Here is an 18,850-nt window from a genome sequence, read left to right as displayed (position 1 = left end):
ATCCCGGACGCAACAATTGCAGACTTTTCCACCAGAAGTGTCTGCATATATGTCCATCTATGGCAATTTTACTCGATTCGGGCAAATCCTGCGGCCAAATCGGCAATCAGATCGTCAACATTCTCTAAACCGATATGCAAACGGATGAGCGTTCCGCTGAAGTCCACCTCGCCTTGCGGACGGATTGCCGCAATGTGTTCCGGCTGGTTGGCGAGAATCAGCGACTCAAAACCGCCCCAGGAGTAGGCCATGCTGAACAGGCTGAAGTGATCCAGATACGCGGCCAGCTCCTCATTATTGAGTTTCTTATTCAATACAAAGGAGAACAGGCCGCTGCTGCCGGTGAAATCACGCTTCCAGAATTCATGCCCTTTACTGCCGGGCAGTGCCGGGTGGTTCACGCGGGCGACCTGCGGATGGCTGGCCAGCCACTCGGCGACCTTTAAGCTGCTTTCATGGTGCTGACGCAGGCGTACACTCAGCGTACGCAGCCCACGGCTGGTCATATAGGCGGTATCGGCGTCCAGCATTTGCCCCATCAGATACGCATTTTCGCGAAGTTGATCCCAGCAGCGGGCGTTAGAGACCGCCGTGCCGACCATGCCGTCGGAATGGCCAATCAGATATTTGGTGCCTGCCTGAATAGAAATATCGATACCAAAATCCAGCGCTTTGAACAGCACCCCGGCAGCCCAGGTGTTATCAATCATGATGATTGCGTCAGGTGCTACGCTTCTGACGGCGGCAACAATAGCCGGAACATCATGCACTTCCATGGTGACAGAGCCGGGCGACTCCAGAAATACGACTTTGGTGTTCGGCTGCATGTGCTTCACAATATCGGCGCCAATCAGCGGATCGAACCAGCCGGTGGACACGCCGAGCTTGCCGAGAATTTTGGTGCAGAAATCCTGACTGGGTTCATAGGCGGTATTGGTCATCAGCACATGATCGCCTTGCTCCACAAAAGCGAGGATGGTGTTGGCAACGGCAGCCGCACCGCAAGGGAACAAGGCGCAACCCGCGCCGCCTTCCAGTTCGCACATCGCTTCCTGCAGAGAGAAATGCGTCAGGGTTCCGCGACGTCCATAGAAAAGCGCACCGTTGGCACGGTTGTGTGTGGCCTGCTTTTTGGCCTCCACGGTGTCAAACACCAGCGAAGAAGCGCGCTGGATCACGCTATTTACCGAGCCCAGCGTGTATTTTTTACTGCGTCCTGCGTGAACGAGCTTGGTTTCAAGTTGCTTATCTGCCATGTTGTCTTACCTGTTTTTATACGTCTGGATGTCTAAACTACCATGAATCAAAGATGACGCATCCTGCAGAACGGTTATACAGTAGAAAATAATCTCAAAATGCTTCTGGTGACTTTTTTGCTGCGTAAGCGCAAGGAAAAGAAACCAAAGGTGCGGCAATATGTAAATAGTAATGAGAACGACTATCAATTCGACGTCGTTTTGATATCATTACGCTCAGATTTTGTGATTTGCGTCCTGGAGATACAGAGTGGGTAATAATTTGATGCAGACGGATCTTTCCGTCTGGGGTATGTATCAGCACGCCGATATCGTGGTTAAGTGCGTGATGATTGGGCTGATTTTGGCGTCAGTGGTCACTTGGGCTATCTTCTTTAGTAAGAGCCTTGAGTTCTTTACTCAGAAACGCCGCCTTAAGCGTGAACAGCAACTGCTGGCGGAAGCCCGCTCTTTAGATCAGGCAAGTGAGATTGCCGCAGGATTCGATGGCAAAAGCCTGGGCGCACAGTTGATTAACGAAGCGCAAAACGAGCTGGAACTGTCAGAAGGCAGTGACGATAACGAAGGCATTAAAGAGCGTACCGGCTTCCGTCTGGAGCGTCGCGTCGCGGCAGTAGGTCGTCATATGGGGCGTGGTAACGGGTACCTGGCCACCATCGGGGCTATCTCTCCATTCGTCGGTCTGTTCGGTACCGTATGGGGCATCATGAATAGCTTCATCGGGATTGCACAAACTCAAACGACAAACCTGGCCGTTGTTGCGCCGGGTATCGCAGAAGCGCTGTTAGCGACCGCAATTGGTCTGGTCGCAGCAATTCCAGCGGTTGTTATCTACAACATTTTCGCACGTCAGATTGGCAGCTATAAAGCGATGCTGGGTGACGTCGCGGCACAGGTGCTGTTACTGCAAAGTCGCGATCTGGACCTGAACGCAAGCGCATCCGCGCATCCGGTACGTGCAGCGCAGAAATTACGTGTAGGATAATGTTCCATGGCAATGAGCTTTAATGAAAACCTGGACGATAACGGTGAAATGCATGAAATCAACGTGACGCCGTTTATCGACGTTATGTTGGTTTTATTGATCATTTTTATGGTGGCCGCACCGTTAGCAACGGTGGATGTGAAAGTGAATCTTCCTGCCTCCACCAGCACGCCGCAGCCGCGTCCGGAAAAACCGGTTTACCTGTCTGTTAAAGCCGATAAAAGTATGTTTATTGGCAACAATCAGGTGACGGATGACACCATGATTAGCGAGTTAAATGCACTGACAGATGGGAAGAAAGACACCACCATTTTCTTCCGGGCAGATAAAACCGTTGATTATGAAACCATGATGAAGGTTATGGATACGCTGCATCAGGCGGGCTTCCTGAAGATTGGTCTGGTTGGCGAAGAGACTGTGAAAGCGAAGTAATCCTCCTCATTGCCGGGTAATGGTTGTCGCCTTACCCGGCGTGCCTCTCCTGATTCAACTCCCTCGCATACCTGTTCTTATCTGTTCTCGTCTAACGCGACCGTGGTTGTCCTGGTGGGTTCGTAGTTCCCTTCAGACAGCTTTCGTGTCAGGCGTAAGGTGGCTGTTTCCCGCGCGAGTATATGCTGGTAGGTGCTTTCCAGTCGGGCCATGATTTTGTCCCGCAGTTCTGGTTGCTGCTCCATAATGGCTTCGATCGCGGCACCGTAGATCTCTTCTTTAGCCTGTAGCGTGTAAATTTCACGCCGATTTTGCCATTTCATCCGCACCAGTGCAGCGGGAATAGAGACTATCTCCTGAGCAACGCTTTCCAGCGTCGCGTTTTTATTGGCAATCAACACGGCTAAATTTTGCTTTAAGACAAACTCATCGCTTTTATGGTTATCTAAAGCCAAATAAACATTGTTATCCTCAACATCTTTCATTTTATTTCTTTTCCAGAGAATAAAAAATAGGGTCGCTGGTTTCACGCGTAATTAAATTAAGCCAAATTTTGTTGCCCTGTTCATTTATGATGGCTGTTTTTTGAGTCAAAATTTTACTTAATTCTTGTGCGTTAATATCGCCTTCTGCTTGTAGTGAATTGAGCAGGCGAGAGAATGACTCAATTTTTGCTGCACGAAACAGACGCTCTTTTAAATGACGGTCGCACTCTTCAAATAGCATATTTCGTGACTGACCGGTAGCCGTTGAGCTAATCAAAATATCGGATTCGTAATCGCTTAATGTTCTCTTTCCCTGAGTCAAATTTTCACTATTATCTACGGGATTGGTATTGGTAGCGGGGCTGGATAAGTGAAAGTGCGAGGGAACAAGATGCTCGGGAAGCATGTTGAAATATCCTTTGATGCCAATGATATGTTGTTTTAAATAAACCAGGCCACGTTGACAATAGCATGGCGTAATTTTAAAATCAAAAAAAATGGAGCCAGTATATGAACAGTATATTTTATTCTGTTATTACCCTGCTATTGCTGACCTGCGGGGTACTTTTGTTAATGCGCAGTGCAAATAAAAACCGACATACCGAAAATGGGCACTCTGAAAACCAGCCGGAAATGCTGAGTAAAGAAGAAGGCGAGGACCATTTCTCGGTATTGATGAATTCGATTACGCCGGTCTGGTATTGGCGCGTTAATCACGAATATATCGATTTTATCCACTCCACGATCAAGCGGATGACAATGGTGGAGTTGAATGAGACACCTGGATTATTTGATGCGCAGCGGCGTTGTAGCGATCTCAACTCTGCGGTGTATAAATATTACGACAATATTAAAAAGCGCTGTTTGAGCGGTGAGAAGGTCCCGCATGCCGACCTGGACGTGCTCAACCTGCGTCAGTGTTTCAGGGAGTTCAGTCTGGAGGCTTATCCCGCGCTTGTCGCGCTGGTGTGGCCGGAGTATCAACGCCCGGAGATCAAAGCGGAAGAGGTGTGAAGGGGACTGTTTGGCCCGTATTACGTGCCGGGGAGGCTAACGCTGTCACCCGGCACGATGTTATATACGGCTATTTGTCAGATGAGGCCTGCCACAGGTTCAGCTTACCGTCCGCGACGTGCTTATCGATCTGCGCCAGTTCTTCGGTGCTGAACGTCAGGTTCGCCAACGCCTGAACGTTTTCCTCCAGTTGCTCCGGTCGACTGGCGCCAATTAATACCGAAGTCACCCGGTTGTCTTTTAGCAGCCAGCTTAAGGCCATTTGTGCCATCGACTGTCCACGCTGTTGCGCCATCTCATTGAGCAACCGCAGGCTGTTAAGATTTTCTTCCGTCAGCATATTTTCCGTCAGCCCACGAACTTTTTTCCCTTCACGCTGCATGCGTGAACCTTCCGGAATGCCGTTAAGGTATTTCCCCGTCAGCAGTCCCTGAGCCAGTGGCGTAAAGGCGATGCAGCCCATGCCATTGGATTCCAGCGTATCCAGCAGGCCGCTGCTGTCTACCCAGCGGTTAAGCAGGTTGTAAGACGGTTGGTGGATCAGCAGGGGAATTTTCCATTCCCGCATCAGCTCGGCCATTTTCTGCGTACGCTCTGGCGAATAGGATGAGATGCCGACATACAGCGCTTTGCCGCTCTGTACGGCGTGGGCCAGGGCTGAGGCGGTCTCTTCCATTGGCGTATTTTCGTCGACGCGGTGCGAGTAGAAGATATCGACATAGTCGAGGCCCATGCGTTTCAGGCTCTGATCGAGGCTGGCGAGCAGGTATTTGCGCGAACCGCCAGAACCGTATGGCCCTGGCCACATGTCATAGCCTGCCTTGGTGGAGATAATCAGTTCATCGCGATAGTGTGCAAAATCCTCGCGCAGTAATCGGCCAAAATTCTCTTCTGCGCTGCCTGGTGGCGGCCCATAGTTATTGGCTAAATCAAAATGCGTGATGCCTAAATCAAATGCTTTACGCAACAGGGCTCGCTGTGAATCCAGCGCCTGAACGTGCCCAAAACTGTGCCATAAACCCAGCGATAGAGCGGGTAAGCGCAAACCGCTGCGCCCACAGTAGCGATAGAGCATCTGTTCGTAACGTTCAGGATTGGCAAACCAGGCCATGAGATCTCCTTAGTGCAGGTGAATTTCGAAACAACGTTTCTATTCTAGCGGGTTCACGGTGAATATCCCGTTCACCAGGTCACACTGAGATGAAAAACTGGGCAAAAACAGGTCACTGTGCTTTGCTTAAAAAAACATCAATCAGGAGTGCGACGATGCCGCGTTTGACTGCCAAAGATTTTCCGCAAGAACTGCTCGATTACTATGACTATTACGCTCATGGCAAAATAACGAAACGCGAGTTTCTCAATATGGCAGCGAAATATGCAGTGGGTGGCATGACGGCATTGGCCTTATTCAATTTATTGAAACCCAACTACGCTCTCGCAACGCAGGTAGAATTTACCGATCCCGATATTCTGGCGGAATATATTACCTATCCCTCGCCTGAAGGACATGGTGATGTGCGGGGGTATTTGGTTAAACCAACGAAGGTGACGCGGAAAGTTCCGGCGGTGGTGGTAGTGCATGAGAATCGTGGGCTGAATCCGTATATTGAAGATGTGGCGCGACGGGTGGCGAAGGCGGGCTTTATGGCACTCGCGCCTGATGGGTTAAGTTCGGTAGGGGGATACCCAGGCAATGATGATAAAGGTCGGGAATTGCAGCAGCAGGTTGACCCCGTAAAGTTAATGAACGACTTTTTTGCCGCCATTGAATTTATGCAGCATTATTCAGGGACGACGGGAAAGGTAGGTATCACCGGATTTTGCTATGGTGGTGGTGTGTCGAATGCCGCAGCTGTGGCTTTCCCTGAACTGGCCTGCGCGGTGCCTTTTTATGGGCGTCAGGTTCCTGCATCAGATGTCCCTAAAATAAGCGCGCCTTTATTACTGCACTATGCGCAATTAGATACCCGAATTAATGAGGGATGGCCTGCATATGAAGCGGCGCTAAAGGCGAATAAGAAAGTCTATGAAGCATATATCTACCCCGGTGTTAATCATGGCTTTCACAATGATTCTACCCCTCGTTATGATAAAGCTACCGCTGAATTAGCCTGGGAACGTACCCTTGCGTGGTTTGATAAATATTTGCGATAGAAAACAATAGATTATTTAATGCTTTTAATTAATTACCTGAATAATAATGCTACCTAATTTCATTAGCATTCATATTGATATAGGGTGGAGAGATAGTGGATGTACTTAAGAAAGTAAAAAAATAAAGAACGCATTATATCTTCTCTACTGCCTGCCGATAACAAGGATAAGTATCGCCTGATGGCGAATTCCTCATCAACGGCAAGGAAATTATTATGCGTTTGCTGAAAAACTTCACTATTCGTATTGTCATGTTGGCAATACTGGGACTTTTCTGCCTGCTCTGGTCGGGCGTGGGTTTATTCAGTCTTCATTCGTTATCAAAAATATCTGAAGGCAATGATATTGACCGCCATCTTGTCCATCAGATGACGGTTCTCAGTCAGGGTAACGATCAGTACTTTCGCTTCGTAACGCGCTTAAGTCGCGCCATGGATGTCAAAATGAGCGGCGGAACGCCTGATTTTGCGCCGGCGCAGCAGTCCCTGGAGAATATGAGTAAAAAACTCCAGGAGATGAAAACATTGTCTCCAGGCCCCATGGATCCGGAAGTTGCCGCGGCGGTACTGACGAAGTGGCAGGCGCTGCTGGACAATGGCGTGATCCCGCAAATGCAGTTGGCAAAGCAGGGCACGCTCACGGCCTTTGCGGAACATGCCAGTACCGTTACGCCAGCGTTGAGCCGTGAATTTGGCGCCAGTGCCGAGCGTTTTAACGCCACGGCAGGAGAGCGGCTTGATACCACCCGCGTGATGGTCGATGGCAAAACGTCTATCATCCGAACGTTAATTATTACTGCTGTTATCCTCGGTATTGCCCTACTGTTCTTTACCGACCGTTACCTCGTCGCCATGATGGTGAAACCTCTGGGACGCATCCGTCAGCAGTTCCAGCAGATTGCGCAGGGCGATCTCAGCCATCCCATTGAAGATTTTGGTCGTAACTGTGTGGGTCAACTGGTGCCGTTACTGTGCGCGATGCAGGACAGCCTGCGCGAAGCCGTCAGTACCATCCGTTCAGGTAGTGACAACATCTGGCGAGGGGCGACGGAAATTTCCACCGGTAATAACGATCTCTCCTCACGTACTGAAGAGCAGGCCGCGGCGCTGGAAGAGACCGCTGCCAGCATGGAGCAACTGACCGCAACGGTAAAACTGAACGCTGAAAATGCGCGTGAAGCCAGCCAGCTTGCCGATACGGCCACAGAAACGGCAGGTAAAGGGAGCACGCTGGTTTCAGAAGTGGTTGAGACGATGGATGGTATTGCCGCCAGCTCTAAACAGATCGCGGAAATCACGTCAGTTATTAATAGTATTGCTTTCCAGACCAATATTCTGGCGCTGAACGCCGCAGTTGAAGCTGCCAGGGCAGGCGAGCAGGGGCGCGGTTTTGCCGTCGTTGCCGGTGAAGTACGCAACCTTGCCAGTCGCAGCGCCGGAGCGGCGAAAGAGATTGAGACGCTAATTGGCGAGTCATCGCGTCGTGTCGACCAGGGGGCTCGTCTGGTTAAAGAAACGGGATTAACCATGGAGGCAATTCTGCGCGGTGCCACCGAAGTGACGGTCATCATGAAGCAAATTGCCTCAGCCTCGGAAGAACAGAATAAGGGCATCTCGCAGGTGAGCGTGGCGATCACGCAGATGGACAGCGTAACGCAACAGAACGCTGCATTGGTAGAGCAAGTCTCCGCCGCTGCCGTGGCGTTGGAAAGACAAACAGAGGAACTGCAACGCTCGGTGCAACAGTTCCGCCTCTCAGCGAATGATGTGCAATACGCCGCTGCTAATACTGCTTCCCCTTCAGCAGACAACAAAACGTCTGCGGCAGCTAAAACGGATGAATGGGTGTCCTTTTAAGCTGGCATAAAAAGTTCGTGATACCTCTGGTCTTTGCTCAAAAAATCGCTATATAATTTATTATATAGCGATTGGAGATTATGCATGGACAACCATTTTGGAAAAGGCCTGATGGCCGGATTAAACGCCTCAAGTGCGGACAGCGCACGCTCAGTGGCGAATTTTTGTGCGGATTATAAGCGTGGTTTTGTGTTGGGATTTTCACATCGCATGTTTGAAAAAACGGGCGATCGACAGCTTAGCGCGTGGGAAGCGGGCATCCTCACGCGTCGCTATGGACTGGATAAAGAGATGGTTATGGATTTCTTTAGAGAGAATCAATCCAGTACAACAATTCGTTTTTTCATGGCTGGCTATCGACTCGAAGCTTGATCCGAAAGGGGTATTATCTTGCTTTAATTAATTACACTATTGACCTACGCCTTCGTTTTGTTGCTCCGTCGAAGTATTATAATGCACATAACCATATAAAAAGTGTGGTAATGGCGCGCCGATCGCAATATGCAACATGCGAATGGTGCAAAATAAAAGCCAGGTCTTCGCAACGGAATAACTATAAAATGACTGGAGATAACTCTCTCATCAATTCGAGCGGCATTAATCGCCGTGATTTCATGAAGCTTTGTGCAGCACTGGCCGCTACCATGGGGCTCAGTAGCAAAGCCGCCGCAGAAATGGCCGAATCAGTTTCTCGTCCTCAGCGCCCACCGGTTATCTGGATTGGTGCCCAGGAGTGTACGGGTTGTACTGAATCGCTGCTTCGCGCGACACACCCTACAGTGGAAAACCTCGTTCTGGAGACAATCTCTCTGGAATACCATGAGGTGCTCTCTGCCGCCTTCGGCCATCAGGTTGAAGAGAACAAACATAACGCTCTGGAGAAGTACAAAGGGCAATATGTTCTGGTAGTAGATGGATCTATCCCACTGAAAGATAATGGTATTTACTGCATGGTTGCCGGTGAGCCGATCGTGGATCACATCCGCCGGGCCGCAGAGGGCGCAGCCGCTATCATTGCCATCGGCTCTTGCGCCGCGTGGGGTGGTGTTGCTGCCGCTGGCGTTAACCCAACGGGGGCCGTCGGCCTGCAAGAAGTTCTGCCAGGCAAAACCATCATCAACATCCCCGGCTGTCCGCCGAACCCGCATAACTTCCTCGCAACGGTCGCCCATATCATCACTTACGGTAAGCCGCCGAAGCTGGATACCAAAAACCGTCCGACATTCGCCTATGGCCGTTTGATTCACGAGCACTGCGAACGTCGCCCGCACTTCGATGCTGGTCGTTTTGCGAAAGAGTTTGGCGATGAAGGCCACCGTGAAGGTTGGTGCCTCTACCATCTGGGCTGTAAAGGGCCAGAAACCTACGGCAACTGTTCCACGCTGCAATTCTGCGACGTTGGCGGCGTGTGGCCGGTGGCTATTGGTCACCCTTGCTACGGCTGCAACGAAGAAGGCGTCGGTTTCCATAAAGGTATTCACCAGCTTGCTCATGTGGAAAACCAAACGCCGCGTTCCGAGAAGCCTGACGTCAATATGAAAGAAGGCGGTAATGTATCTGCCGGAGCGATTGGACTGCTGGGTGGCGTAGTAGGACTGGTTGCCGGCGTCAGCGTGATGGCGGTACGTGAACTGGGGCGTCAGCAAAAGAAAGATAACGCTGACTCACGGGGAGAATAACCGTGAACAGACGTAACTTTATTAAAGCAGCCTCCAGCGGGGCATTGCTGTTGGGCGCAGCGCCGTCCATCAGTCATGCGGCTGCAGAAAACCGTCCGCCGATCCCGGGTTCTCTTGGGATGCTCTATGACTCGACGCTGTGCGTAGGCTGCCAGGCCTGTGTCACCAAGTGTCAGGATATCAACTTCCCGGCCCGTAACCCGGAAGGCGAGCAAACCTGGTCGAACAACGACAAACTGTCTCCGTATACCAATAACATCATCCAGGTGTGGCGTAGCGGAACAGGCGTGAACAAAGACCAGGAAGAAAATGGCTACGCATACATCAAGAAACAGTGCATGCACTGTGTTGATCCGAACTGCGTTTCCGTTTGCCCGGTCTCCGCGCTGAAGAAAGATCCGAAAACCGGCATCGTCCATTATGACAAAGACGTCTGCACGGGCTGTCGTTACTGCATGGTCGCCTGCCCGTACAACGTGCCTAAGTACGACTACAACAACCCGTTTGGTGCGCTTCACAAATGTGAACTGTGTAACCAGAAAGGCGTTGAGCGTCTGGACAAAGGCGGTTTGCCGGGTTGTGTTGAAGTGTGCCCAGCCGGTGCGGTGATTTTTGGTACCCGTGAAGAGCTGATGGCTGAGGCGAAAAAACGTCTCGCGCTGAAGCCTGGCAGCGAATACCACTATCCGCGTCAAACGGTGAAAGCAGGCGATACCTATCTGCATACGGTACCGAAGTACTACCCACACCTATACGGTGAGAAAGAAGGTGGTGGTACGCAGGTTATGGTGCTGACGGGTGTTCCTTACGAGGATTTGGATCTGCCGAAGCTGGATGATCTTTCAACTGGTGCGCGTTCCGAACATGTTCAACATTCCCTGTACAAGGGCATGATATTACCCCTGGCTGCGCTGGCGGGCTTAACCGTGCTGGTTCGTCGTAACACGAAAAACGACCATCACGATGGAGGAGACGATCATGAGTCATGATCCTAAACCGCTGGGCGGAAAAATAATCAGCAAACCGGTCATTATTTTTGGGCCGCTTATCGTCCTGTGTATGCTCCTGATCGTGAAACGTCTGGTCTTCGGATTGGGCTCAGTCTCCGATCTGAACGGCGGTTTCCCATGGGGTGTATGGATCGCGTTTGACCTGTTGATTGGTACTGGCTTTGCGTGCGGCGGTTGGGCGCTGGCGTGGGCGGTGTATGTTTTCAACAGAGGACAATACCATCCGCTGGTACGTCCGGCGCTGTTGGCGAGCCTGTTTGGCTACTCGCTGGGTGGTCTGTCAATCACCATCGACGTCGGTCGTTACTGGAACCTGCCGTATTTCTACATTCCGGGTCACTTCAACGTGAATTCGGTACTGTTCGAAACGGCGGTCTGTATGACCATCTATATCGGCATCATGGCGCTGGAATTTGCTCCGGCTCTGTTTGAACGTCTGGGGTGGAAAGTTTCTCTCAAGCGTTTGAATAAAGTGATGTTCTTTGTTATTGCCCTCGGCGCGCTGCTGCCAACCATGCACCAGTCTTCAATGGGTTCATTGATGATTTCTGCGGGTTATAAGGTGCATCCGCTTTGGCAAGCTTATGAAATGTTGCCGCTTTTCTCGGTATTAACCGCCTTTATTATGGGCTTCTCGATCGTCATCTTTGAAGGCTCACTGGTACAAGCGGGTCTGAAAGGTAACGGTCCGGACGAGAAAAGTTTGTTCATCAAGCTGACGAACACCATCAGCGTGCTGCTGGCGATTTTCGTGGTTCTGCGCTTTGGCGAACTGATCTATCGCGACAAGCTGTCGTATGCGTTTGCAGGCGATTTCTACTCAGCCATGTTCTGGCTTGAGGTCGTGCTGATGGTCTTCCCGCTGGTGGTGCTGCGCGTCACTAAGCTGCGTAATGACTCGCGCATGCTGTATCTGTCTGCGCTGAGCGCATTGCTGGGTTGTGCAACATGGCGTCTGTCCTATTCGCTGGTGGCGTTCAATCCTGGTGGTGGCTACCACTACTTCCCGACCTGGGAAGAACTGTTGATTTCTATTGGTTTTGTGGCTATTGAGATTTGTGCATACATCGTACTCATTCGTCTACTGCCGATACTTCCTCCTTTAAAACAAAACGATCAAAATCGTCATGAGGCGAGCAAAGCATGAGCCAGAGAATTACTATTGATCCGGTAACCCGTATTGAGGGTCATTTACGCATCGACTGCGAAATCGAAAATGGCGTGGTATCTAAAGCATGGGCTTCCGGTACCATGTGGCGCGGCATGGAAGAGATCGTGAAAAACCGCGATCCGCGCGATGCCTGGATGATTGTGCAGCGTATCTGTGGCGTTTGTACGACCACTCACGCTATCTCTTCCGTTCGTGCAGCAGAAAGTGCGCTGAATATTGATGTTCCGGTGAACGCACAGTATATCCGTAACATCATTCTGGCCGCGCACACCACGCATGACCACATTGTTCACTTCTATCAGCTGTCTGCGCTGGACTGGGTGGATATCACCTCTGCCCTGAAAGCTGACCCAGCGAAAGCATCTGCCATGCTGAACGGCGTGTCCTCCTGGCACCTGAACAGCGCAGAAGAGTTCACCAAGGTTCAGAACAAGATCAAAGATCTTGTTGCCAGCGGTCAGTTAGGCATTTTTGCTAACGGTTGCTGGGGGCACCCGGCAATGCAACTGCCGCCGGAAGTGAACCTGATTGCGGTCGCTCACTATCTGCAGGCGCTGGAATGCCAGCGTGATGCCAACCGCGTTGTGGCGCTGTTGGGTGGTAAAACGCCGCACATCCAGAACCTGGCGGTAGGTGGGGTTGCTAACCCGATTAACCTCGACGGTCTTGGCGTGCTGAACCTTGAACGCCTGATGTACATCAAGTCATTCATTGATAAGCTGAGCGACTTCGTTGAGCAGGTTTACAAGGTTGATACCGCAGTCATTGCTGCGTTCTACCCTGAATGGCTGGAACGTGGTCAGGGCGCGGTTAACTACCTGAGCGCGCCGGAATTCCCGACTGACGGTAAAAACGGCAGCTTCCTGTTCCCGGGTGGTTACATTACTAATGAAGATCTGTCGACCTATCGTCCGATCACCTCTCACTCCGATGAGTACCTGATCAAAGGGATTCAGGAGAGTGCGAAACACGCGTGGTACAAAGACGAAGCGCCGCAGGCTCCGTGGGAAGGCACAACGGTTCCTGATTACACCGGTTGGTCAGATGACGGCAAGTACTCCTGGGTTAAAGCACCGACCTTCTATGGTAAAACGGTTGAAGTGGGTCCGCTGGCCAACATGCTGTGTAAACTGGCGGCCAAACGCGAGTCTACTCATGCCAAGCTGAATGAAATCATCGCGATTTACACCAAGCTGACCGGTAAAACTATCGAAGTGTCTCAGCTGCACTCTACGCTGGGTCGTATTATTGGCCGTACCGTTCACTGCTGTGAACTGCAGAACGTTCTGCAGGATCAGTACAACGCGCTGATCGTGAACATCGGTAAAGGCGACCACACCACCTTCGTGAAACCGGATATTCCGGCAACGGGCGAATTCAAAGGTGTTGGTTTCCTCGAAGCGCCGCGCGGTATGCTGTCTCACTGGATGGTGATTAAAGATGGCATTATCAGCAACTACCAGGCGGTTGTACCGTCAACCTGGAACTCTGGCCCACGTAACTTTAATGATGAAGTGGGACCGTATGAGCGCTCGCTGGTAGGTACGCCGATTGCCGATCCAAACAAACCGCTGGAAGTGGTTCGTACCATTCACTCCTTCGATCCTTGTATGTCATGTGCGGTGCATGTGGTGGACGTTGACGGGAACGAAGTGGTCTCAGTTAAGGTTCTGTAATGCGGATATTAGTCTTAGGGGTCGGCAATATTTTGCTGACCGACGAAGCCATCGGAGTACGTATCGTTGAGGCATTAGAGCAACGGTACATCCTGCCAGACTTTGTTGATGTTCTGGACGGTGGTACGGCTGGGATGGAGCTTCTCGGCGATATGGCGAACAGAGATCATCTGATCATTGCTGACGCCATTGTGTCGAAGAAAAACACGCCAGGAACGATGATGGTCCTGCGGGATGAAGAGATCCCGGCGCTGTTTACCAACAAAATCTCTCCGCACCAGCTTGGCCTGGCCGACGTTTTGTCGGCCCTGCGTTTCACCGGAGAGTTTCCGAAAAAGCTGACGTTAGTCGGCATTATTCCGGAATCACTGGAGCCGCATATCGGGCTAACGCCAACGGTCGAAGCGATGATTGAACCTGCGCTTGAGCAGGTTCTTGCTGCGCTTAGCGAATCAGGTGTTGAAGCGATCCCTCGGGAGGCGGCTCATGTCTGAGGAGTTTGTCGGTTTTCAGACGGCCCCGAAGATGCAGATTCAGGCAGCGTTTGAAGAGGTTGCCCGGCGTTCGATGCACGATCTCTCTTTCTTGCACCCGAATATGCCGGTATATGTCTCTGATTTTACGCTGTTTGAAGGGCAGTGGACGGGGTGTGTTATCACACCCTGGATGCTCAGCGCACTGATTTTCCCTGGACCAGACCAGGTCTGGCCGGTACGTAAAGTCAGCGAAAAAATCGGGCTGCGTCTGCCGTATGGCGAGATGACCTTTACCGTTGGTGAACTGGAGGGCGTATCACAATACCTTTCCTGTTCACTGATGTCGCCGCTTTCGCACAGCATGTCTGCGCAAGAAGGTGTGCGCCTGACTGACGATTGTGCGCGAATGCTGTTATCGCTGCCGGTGAGCGATCCAAATGCGCCGCAGCTCAATCGCCGCGCGCTGCTGCTGGGTCGTCGGAACTGCGAAAATGCATGAGCTGTCCCTTTGTCAGAGCGCGGTTGAGATTGTTCAACAGCAGGCAGAGCAGCACGGTGTCAAACGTGTAACCGGCGTTTGGCTGGAAATCGGGGCGCTCTCCTGCGTTGAAGAGAGCGCCGTGCGTTTCAGTTTCGACATCGTCTGTCAGGGGACGCTGGCGCAAGGGTGTGAGCTGCATATTGATTACAAGCCAGCCCAGGCATGGTGCTGGGATTGCAGTCAGGTTGTGGAAATCACCCAGCATGATGCGCAGTGTCCACATTGTCAGGGGGATCGTCTGCGAGTTGATGCGGGCGATTCACTGAAAGTGAAAAGTATTGAAGTCGAATAACCCATAGGTTGCTATGGGGCGGAGTCAGATATGTGTATTGGAGTCCCTGGTCAGGTTCTGGCCGTTGGTGAAGATATTCACCAGCTTGCGCAGGTTGAAGTGTGCGGCATCAAACGTGATGTCAATATTGCCCTGATTTGTGAAGGTGATACGGCTGAGCTGGTCGGGCAGTGGGTGCTGGTGCACGTAGGGTTCGCCATGAGCATCATTGATGAAGATGAAGCTAAAGCCACGTTAGACGCACTTCGCCGTATGGAGTACGACGTCACCAGCGCGTGATTTTGTGCCGGATGGCGGCGCAAACGCCTTATCCGACCTACGGCATGACATCTTTGTAGGCCTGATAAGACGCCCCGGCGTCGCCATCAGGCATTTTAAGCCTGGCGCTTATCTTCGGTATTGGTATCGAAGTCGCTGGCTTCATGGCGTTCATGAAGCTGCTCGTTCAGAGGTCCGTTGGTGCGGTTCACAATACGACCACGCTTAACCGCCGGACGCGCCGCAATCTCTTTTGCCCAGCGCTGCACGTGCTTGTAGCTTCCTGCATCAAGGAACTCTGCCGCGTCGTACACGTTACCCAGAACCACATTGCCAAACCACGGCCAGACTGCCATATCGGCAATGGTGTATTCATCTCCGGCGACAAACTGATGCTGCGCTAACTGTTTATCCAACACGTCAAGTAAGCGCTTGGCTTCCATGGTGAAGCGATTAATCGCGTATTCAATTTTAACCGGCGCATAATTATAGAAGTGACCAAAGCCACCGCCAAGGAACGGGGCAGCACCCTGTAACCAGAACAACCAGTTTAGCGTTTCAGTACGTTTTGCCAAATCCTGCGGCAAGAAATAACCATATTTTTCCGCCAGATAGAGTAGGATTGCGCCAGATTCAAATACGCGAACCGGTGGGTTTTGCGAGTGGTCACGCAGTGCCGGGATCTTCGAGTTCGGATTCACCTCAACAAAGCCGCTGGAAAACTGATCTCCATCGCCGATGCGGATAATCCAGGCATCGTATTCCGCGCCCTTCACGCCCTGCGCCAGCAACTCCTCCAGCATAATCGTCACTTTCTGCCCGTTTGGCGTACCCAGCGAATAGAGCTGCAGCGGATGCTTGCCAACCGGCAGCGTTTTCTCGTGTGTAGCGCCGGAAACAGGGCGGTTGATATTGGCGAATGCGCCGCCGTTCGATTTTTCCCACGTCCAGACTTTCGCGGGCTGATAGGTATTGTCTGACATAGTGACCTGCCTTCTGAGTGGTTGTTTGATGCAGTGTAGCAGCCAGGTAGAACTCAATTTAACAGATTGGGACTTTATGCCGTTTTGTGCTGAAAGGGGAAGATAAATCTAACCCGTTCATTGTACCTGGCCCGTACTCCATGAAGAGGAAATCATTGTTACACGGAAATTGCTACCGTATTCACCATCAAAAATTGGCGGTGAATAAGCAGTAATAATGAAAAAGGGTGTTCCAGGAGTAAGCGGTTATCAGGGCCCGGCGGGTGGGTGGGGCGCGGTAAAAGCCGTCACTGCTTCGCTGTTTTCGCAAAAGGCTGTCGCCCGCGACATTATCGCGATGTTTAAAATGAACCAGGTGAAAGGGTTCGACTGTCCGGGCTGTGCGTGGCCAGACCCTGGCCATCGGGCACCGATGGAGCTGTGCGAAAATGGCGTTAAGGCGGTCTCCTGGGAGACAACCAACAAGAAAGCGTCACCGGAATTTTTCAGCCGTCATCCGGTTTCTACACTCTGGCATTACAGCGATTATGAACTGGAAAATATCGGTCGTTTGACGCATCCAATGAAATACGATGCCGCATCAGATACCTGGCAGGCGGTGGATTGGGATATCGCCTTCCAGGAGATCGGCGAGCGTCTGCGCAGCTATGATTCAGCACAACAGGTTGAGTTTTACACCTCCGGCAGAACGTCAAATGAGGCAGCGTTCTTGTATCAGCTGTTTGCCCGCGAATATGGCAGCAGCAACTTCCCTGATTGCTCAAACATGTGTCACGGACCGACCAGCGCAGGGCTAACGCCGGCCATTGGCCTTGGAAAAGGAACCGTTGAACTTGAGGACTTTGACCACTGCGATCTGGTGATTTGTATCGGGCATAACCCTGGCACTAACCATCCGCGCATGCTGACCACCTTACGCGACGTTGCCAAACGCGGGGCTAAAATTATCTCCATTAATCCGCTGAACGAAAGGGGGCTTGAGCGCTTTAGCTTCCCGCAAAGCGCGAAAGAGATGTTCACTGGTCAGGCGACGGCGCTGAGCAACGACTACTACCAGGTAAAAATTGGCGGTGACGCTTCGCTGCTCAAAGGCATCATGAAAGCGCTAATCGAAATGGACGAAGCGCGGATCTTATTGGATCAGCAGCCGACGCTCGATCATGCGTTTATCGAAGAGCATACCGCTGGATATGCCGCGTTGTATGATGACTTACGCCAGCGTAGCTGGGCGGAGCTGGAACAGGACTCGGGTCTGACGCGCAGTCAGATGGAAGATCTGGCGCACAGTTACAGTAAATCCCGCGCCACGATTGTTTGTTACGGCCTGGGCATCACCCAGCATAAAAACGGCACTGAGAACGTCCAGCAACTGGTAAACCTGCTGCTGCTGAAAGGCAATATAGGTAAGCCTGGGGCGGGGATCTGCCCGTTGCGCGGTCATTCTAATGTGCAGGGCGATCGTTCTGTGGGAATCAACGAAGCGGCGTCCGAAGATTTCCTGCAACGCCTTGAGACGTATTTTTCTATCCGTGTTCCGCGCAAACATGGTCGTTCCAGCGTGGAGAGTATTCGGGCCATCGAGCGGGGCGATGCAAAAGCACTCATCTGCATGGGTGGCAATCTGGCGGTGGCGATGCCCCAGCCGCAGCGTACCTTTGCGGCGATGAAAAATCTGGATCTGCAGGTCCATGTGGCGACCAAACTGAACAGATCACACCTGCTGCTGGCAAAACACAACTATTTGCTCCCCGCGTTGGGTAGAACCGAGCGCGATCTGCAAGCTACGGGCATTCAGTCTGTGACCGTCGAAGACTCAATGTCGATGGTCCACGCGTCCTGTGGCGCGCTGAAGCCGGCTTCCCGCTGGCTAAAATCCGAGCCCGCGATTGTGGCGGGCATGGCGCGCGCAACGCTGCCGCTTTCGCCGGTAAACTGGGAAGCGTTGACCGGGGACTACGCGCTGATCCGTAATGCCATTGAAGCCGTGATCCCGGCGTTCCACGACTACAACGCACGTATTGCCGAGCCGGGCGGATTTCGTATGGATATGCCTGCTTCGCGCCGTGAATGGCGAACGGAGAATGGCAAAGCCAATTTTATCGTCAGCCATCAGCGGGCGGTAGAGCGGGAAAATCAGCCTGCCGATACGCTGATACTGGCGACGCTCCGCAGCCACGATCAGTACAACACCACGATTTATGGTATGAACGATCGCTATCGTGGCATTACCGGTCGTCGGGATGTGGTGTTTTTAAGCGCCGAAGAAGCGATGAGCCGCGGTCTGAGCCAGGGTGATGTGGTCAACGTTCAGGCGCTGGACGACAACGGTCAGCCCTGCGCGGATCGCATCATGTACGGCTTAACGGTGGTGATTTACAACATGGCGGCGGGCTCAATTGGCGCGTATCTGCCTGAAGCGAATGTCCTGCTCTCGTTGGAGGCGGTGGATACACAAAGTTTGACTCCGGCCTATAAAAGCGTGCCGGTAATCCTTACCCAGGTGTAGTTCCTGTTGTGAATTTTTCGCCTCTGAGCGCCAGTCGCTGCGTTGAGGTGTATGATGATGTCGACCTCTGTCCGGT

20 protein-coding genes are annotated in these 18,850 nt (G+C 51.9%); 15 read left to right on the top strand and 5 right to left on the bottom strand.

Annotation, left to right across the window (positions count from 1 at the left end; translation table 11 throughout):
- Positions 1-68: 68 nt before the first annotated feature.
- On the bottom strand, positions 69-1,256 hold the full coding sequence (gene metC, locus SK34_RS08010; protein WP_003024509.1) for a cystathionine beta-lyase: 1,188 nt from the start codon (positions 1,254-1,256) through the stop codon (positions 69-71).
- Between the two features lie 250 nt (positions 1,257-1,506).
- Between metC and exbB the strand changes: the two genes are divergently transcribed.
- Positions 1,507-2,241 (top strand): tol-pal system-associated acyl-CoA thioesterase, encoded by a 735-nt coding sequence (exbB, locus tag SK34_RS08005; RefSeq protein ID WP_003024507.1) that lies wholly within the window; start codon positions 1,507-1,509, stop codon positions 2,239-2,241.
- Positions 2,242-2,247: 6 nt separating this feature from the next.
- Positions 2,248-2,673, top strand: coding sequence for a TonB system transport protein ExbD (gene exbD / locus SK34_RS08000; protein WP_003024505.1), 426 nt, complete (start codon positions 2,248-2,250; stop codon positions 2,671-2,673).
- A 77-nt stretch (positions 2,674-2,750) separates the two neighbouring features.
- Here the strand turns inward: exbD and SK34_RS07995 are convergent, their stop codons facing one another.
- Together SK34_RS07995 and SK34_RS07990 are read right to left on the bottom strand one after the other, a co-directional pair.
- The gene (locus tag SK34_RS07995) at positions 2,751-3,158 is read right to left on the bottom strand and encodes a hypothetical protein (RefSeq protein ID WP_003024504.1); all 408 of its coding nucleotides are present in this window, start codon (positions 3,156-3,158) and stop codon (positions 2,751-2,753) included.
- Between the two features lies 1 nt (position 3,159).
- Positions 3,160-3,564 (bottom strand): hypothetical protein, encoded by a 405-nt coding sequence (locus SK34_RS07990; RefSeq protein WP_003838181.1) that lies wholly within the window; start codon positions 3,562-3,564, stop codon positions 3,160-3,162.
- Positions 3,565-3,668: 104 nt separating this feature from the next.
- Between SK34_RS07990 and SK34_RS07985 the strand changes: the two genes are divergently transcribed.
- A complete protein-coding gene (locus tag SK34_RS07985; protein ID WP_044713736.1) occupies positions 3,669-4,172 on the top strand; it encodes an ESA_00282 family adhesion-associated protein in 504 nt (167 codons plus the stop codon).
- A 70-nt stretch (positions 4,173-4,242) separates the two neighbouring features.
- On the opposite strand, the gene SK34_RS07980 is transcribed toward SK34_RS07985, so the two are convergent.
- A complete protein-coding gene (locus tag SK34_RS07980) occupies positions 4,243-5,283 on the bottom strand; it encodes an aldo/keto reductase (protein ID WP_003024497.1) in 1,041 nt (346 codons plus the stop codon).
- Between the two features lie 155 nt (positions 5,284-5,438).
- Between SK34_RS07980 and yghX the strand changes: the two genes are divergently transcribed.
- From yghX to hybG, 11 genes are all read left to right on the top strand, one after another.
- A complete protein-coding gene (gene yghX / locus SK34_RS07975; RefSeq protein ID WP_003838186.1) occupies positions 5,439-6,326 on the top strand; it encodes a YghX family hydrolase in 888 nt (295 codons plus the stop codon).
- A 215-nt stretch (positions 6,327-6,541) separates the two neighbouring features.
- On the top strand, positions 6,542-8,182 hold the full coding sequence (locus tag SK34_RS07970; RefSeq protein ID WP_044713738.1) for a methyl-accepting chemotaxis protein: 1,641 nt from the start codon (positions 6,542-6,544) through the stop codon (positions 8,180-8,182).
- Positions 8,183-8,266: 84 nt separating this feature from the next.
- Positions 8,267-8,554 carry a DUF2623 family protein gene (locus tag SK34_RS07965; RefSeq protein WP_003838189.1) on the top strand — a complete coding sequence of 96 codons (288 nt, stop codon included), beginning with the start codon at positions 8,267-8,269 and terminating at the stop codon, positions 8,552-8,554.
- Positions 8,555-8,742: 188 nt separating this feature from the next.
- Entirely contained in the window at positions 8,743-9,861 is a 1,119-nt protein-coding gene (gene hybO / locus SK34_RS07960) for a hydrogenase 2 small subunit (RefSeq protein WP_003024486.1), read from the top strand.
- Between the two features lie 2 nt (positions 9,862-9,863).
- Positions 9,864-10,850 (top strand): hydrogenase 2 operon protein HybA, encoded by a 987-nt coding sequence (hybA, locus tag SK34_RS07955; protein ID WP_003828357.1) that lies wholly within the window; start codon positions 9,864-9,866, stop codon positions 10,848-10,850.
- Complete coding sequence (hybB, locus tag SK34_RS07950; RefSeq protein WP_003024479.1) at positions 10,840-12,018, top strand: Ni/Fe-hydrogenase cytochrome b subunit; 1,179 nt, start codon at positions 10,840-10,842, stop codon at positions 12,016-12,018. The genes hybA and hybB overlap by 11 nt, the downstream gene beginning before the upstream one ends.
- Positions 12,015-13,718 carry a hydrogenase 2 large subunit gene (gene hybC, locus SK34_RS07945; RefSeq protein WP_003024476.1) on the top strand — a complete coding sequence of 568 codons (1,704 nt, stop codon included), beginning with the start codon at positions 12,015-12,017 and terminating at the stop codon, positions 13,716-13,718. The genes hybB and hybC overlap by 4 nt, the downstream gene beginning before the upstream one ends.
- Positions 13,718-14,212, top strand: a complete 495-nt coding sequence (locus SK34_RS07940; RefSeq protein WP_016150977.1) for a HyaD/HybD family hydrogenase maturation endopeptidase — start codon at positions 13,718-13,720, stop codon at positions 14,210-14,212. The genes hybC and SK34_RS07940 overlap by 1 nt, the downstream gene beginning before the upstream one ends.
- Positions 14,205-14,693: a hydrogenase-2 assembly chaperone gene (hybE, locus tag SK34_RS07935; RefSeq protein WP_003024465.1), complete on the top strand. Its 489-nt coding sequence runs from the start codon at positions 14,205-14,207 to the stop codon at positions 14,691-14,693. The genes SK34_RS07940 and hybE overlap by 8 nt, the downstream gene beginning before the upstream one ends.
- Positions 14,686-15,027 carry a hydrogenase maturation nickel metallochaperone HypA gene (hypA, locus tag SK34_RS07930; RefSeq protein ID WP_003024462.1) on the top strand — a complete coding sequence of 114 codons (342 nt, stop codon included), beginning with the start codon at positions 14,686-14,688 and terminating at the stop codon, positions 15,025-15,027. Before hybE ends, hypA begins: the two co-directional genes overlap by 8 nt.
- Before the next feature lie 30 nt (positions 15,028-15,057).
- Positions 15,058-15,306 carry a hydrogenase maturation factor HybG gene (gene hybG, locus SK34_RS07925; protein ID WP_003024459.1) on the top strand — a complete coding sequence of 83 codons (249 nt, stop codon included), beginning with the start codon at positions 15,058-15,060 and terminating at the stop codon, positions 15,304-15,306.
- Positions 15,307-15,401: 95 nt separating this feature from the next.
- On the opposite strand, the gene yghU is transcribed toward hybG, so the two are convergent.
- Positions 15,402-16,268, bottom strand: a complete 867-nt coding sequence (gene yghU, locus SK34_RS07920; RefSeq protein WP_016150976.1) for a glutathione-dependent disulfide-bond oxidoreductase — start codon at positions 16,266-16,268, stop codon at positions 15,402-15,404.
- Between the two features lie 217 nt (positions 16,269-16,485).
- On the opposite strand from yghU, the gene SK34_RS07915 reads away from it, so the two are divergent.
- Positions 16,486-18,774: an FdhF/YdeP family oxidoreductase gene (locus tag SK34_RS07915; protein ID WP_048232782.1), complete on the top strand. Its 2,289-nt coding sequence runs from the start codon at positions 16,486-16,488 to the stop codon at positions 18,772-18,774.
- Positions 18,775-18,850: the final 76 nt, after the last annotated feature.

This window comes from Citrobacter sp. MGH104, assembly GCF_001034485.1.
In the GTDB taxonomy this organism is placed as follows: Bacteria; Pseudomonadota; Gammaproteobacteria; order Enterobacterales; family Enterobacteriaceae; genus Citrobacter; species Citrobacter freundii.
The sequence above is the reverse complement of the archived record's forward strand: the minus strand, read 5'-3'. Positions and strand labels throughout refer to the sequence as shown.